2 protein-coding genes are annotated in these 2,500 nt (G+C 69.4%); both read left to right on the plus strand.

Going from position 1 to position 2,500, the window contains the following annotated elements:
* Positions 1–180 precede the first annotated feature (180 nt).
* Positions 181–1,659, plus strand: coding sequence for an IS21 family transposase (istA, locus tag DQW85_RS24550; RefSeq protein ID WP_113702378.1), 1,479 nt, complete (start codon positions 181–183; stop codon positions 1,657–1,659).
* Complete coding sequence (istB, locus tag DQW85_RS24555) at positions 1,656–2,435, plus strand: IS21-like element helper ATPase IstB (RefSeq protein ID WP_109526207.1); 780 nt, start codon at positions 1,656–1,658, stop codon at positions 2,433–2,435. Before istA ends, istB begins: the two co-directional genes overlap by 4 nt.
* Positions 2,436–2,500: the final 65 nt, after the last annotated feature.

The following is a 2,500-nucleotide window of genomic DNA, read 5'->3' on the forward strand; positions in this document are numbered from 1 at the left end:
TGTCCGTGGCCATGTAAAAGTCCCCACAGGTGGCCAGTTCGAGGTCACCACTGATGGCCGGTTTAGGTCCCCACTTCTCTTACGCGCTGTTCGCGTGTCGCCAGGAGGGGTGTGCCCTGAGCGGTGATCGTGACGGTGTCAGCCAGTCACGAGATCACCGCTCAGGGGGTCTGCCCGGCCATGAAGTCTTCGGGGGAAGTCATGGACATCATCGCCGCCTACCGTGAGGTGGGCACCTATCGCGGGGCCGCCGAGATGTGCGGTACCACGCACAAGACCGTCAAACGCATCATCGAGCGGGCGCTGGCCGGGGACAAGCCGCCGGGCCGCAGACGGCGCGAGCACAACTTCGATACGGTCGCCGATCTGGTGGCCGAGAAGATCAAGAGCACGGCCGGGAAGATCTCGGCCAAACGCCTGCTGCCGCTGGCCCAGGCTGCAGGGTATGAGGGATCGGCGCGTAACTTCCGCCGCCTGGTGGCCGAGGCGAAGAAGACATGGCGGCGCGATCACCATCGCGGGCGGCGGCCGACGGTCTGGACGCCAGGCGAGATGCTCGTCATCGACTGGGGCGATGCGGGCGGCGGGCTGCACGTGTTCTGCGCGGTGCTGGCCTGGTCGCGGGTGCGGTTCGTCCGTTTCGCCGACAACGAGCGGGCCACCACTACGCTGGCGTTGCTGGCCGAATGCTTCGAGGAACTCGGCGGGGTGCCCAAGGTGGTGCTGGCCGATCGGATGGGCTGTCTGAAGGGTGGCGTGGTCGCCAACAAGGTCATCCCCGCCTCTGACTACGTGCGCTTCGCCACCCACTACGCCTTCCGGCCGGACTGGTGCGAGGCCGCCGACCCGGAATCGAAGGGCATCGTGGAGCACCTGGTCGGCTACGCCAAACGTGATCTAGTCGTGCCACTGGCGCCCTTCGACGACCTGACCGCCGCCAACGTGGCCGCCCGCCAGTGGTGCGCCGAGGTCAACACGGTGACGCACTCGGAGATCTGCGCGGTCCCCGCCGAGCGCCTGGCCGGTGAGCGGGAGCTGCTGACCGCTCTGCCGTCGCTGCGGCCGGCGATCGGCAAGGCGCCCATCACCCGCAAGGTCGACCGGCTGTCTTGCGTGCGGTTCGGCTCGGCCCGCTACTCGGTGCCCACGCGGCTGATCGGCGCCCGCGTGGCGATCAGTGAACAGCAGGGCAAGCTGCTGATCTGCGACCTGGCCACCGGCGAGATCGTCGCCGACCATCTGGCGGTCGCACCCGGCGAGGCGTCGGTGGCCGATGAGCACTACGGCGGCCCCCGACCCGCACCACGCCGCGCCGCCCGGCCTCGGACCGCGGCGGAGAAGGCGTTCCTGGCACTCGGCCCGGCGGCCGAATCGTTCCTGACCGGCTCAGCCGCCGCGGGCAACACCCGGCTGAGCGGCGACCTGGTCGAGTTGGCCGGCCTGCGGGCCGCGCACGGCGAGCAGGCACTCATCGCGGCGCTGGAACGGGCAGTGACCTTCCGCCGCTGGCGAGCCGAAGACGTGCGCTCGATCCTGGCCGCGGGCGCGGGGACCCCGCATCCGGCACCCGCCGGCGATGCGCTGATCCTGGAGCTGCCGCCGGTCCCGACCCGGTCGCTGGCCGAGTACACCCTGGACAAGATCGGACAGGTGTCATGACCGCACCCACACCCGCGCCGCTGGCCGCCGACCTCGACGGCGGGCTGCGCCGCTTGAAGCTGTCCGCCATCCGGCGACTGGCGCCCGAACTGCTGGTCACCGCCCGCACGCAGCGCTGGAACCCCGAGGAGTTCCTGCGCACGCTCATCGACGCCGAACTGGCGGCGCGTGATGCCTCCAACGCCCGCGCCCGGATGAAGGCCGCCGCCTTCCCCGTGCTCAAGACCATCGAGGAGTTCAACGTCGCGGCCTCCTCCATCCCGAAGGCGACCTTCGACTACCTCGCCTCGCTGGAGTGGGTCCGAGCGGCGGAGAACTACTGCGCGGTCGGCCCGGCCGGCACCGGCAAATCCCACAGCCTCATCGCCCTGGGCGTCGCCGCCATCCAGGCCGGCCACAAGGTCCGCTACTTCACCGCCGCCGAACTGGTCGAAACCCTCTATCGCGGGCTGGCCGACAACTCCGTCGGCCGCGTCATCGAGAACCTGCTACGCGCCGACCTGATCATCATCGACGAGGTCGGCTTCGCCCCGCTCGATGACACCGGCGCCCAACTGCTGTTCCGCCTCGTCGCCGCCGCCTACGAACGCCGCGCGCTCGGCATCGGCTCGCACTGGCCCTTCGACCAATGGGGACGCTTCCTGCCCGAACACACCACCGCCGTCAGCCTGCTGGACCGGCTCCTGCACCACAGCATCGTCGTGGTCACCGAGGGCGAGTCCTTCCGGATGAAACAGGCACGAACCAGGACACCAGCACGCCTCACCAAGAAGTAGTCAACTACGAAGACCCGGGGACTTCTACATGGCCATCAGCGGCGACACGCACTTGGCCGTTGACA

Origin of the sequence: Nonomuraea lactucae, from assembly GCF_003313395.1 — a bacterium.
In the GTDB taxonomy this organism is placed as follows: Bacteria; Actinomycetota; Actinomycetes; order Streptosporangiales; family Streptosporangiaceae; genus Nonomuraea; species Nonomuraea lactucae.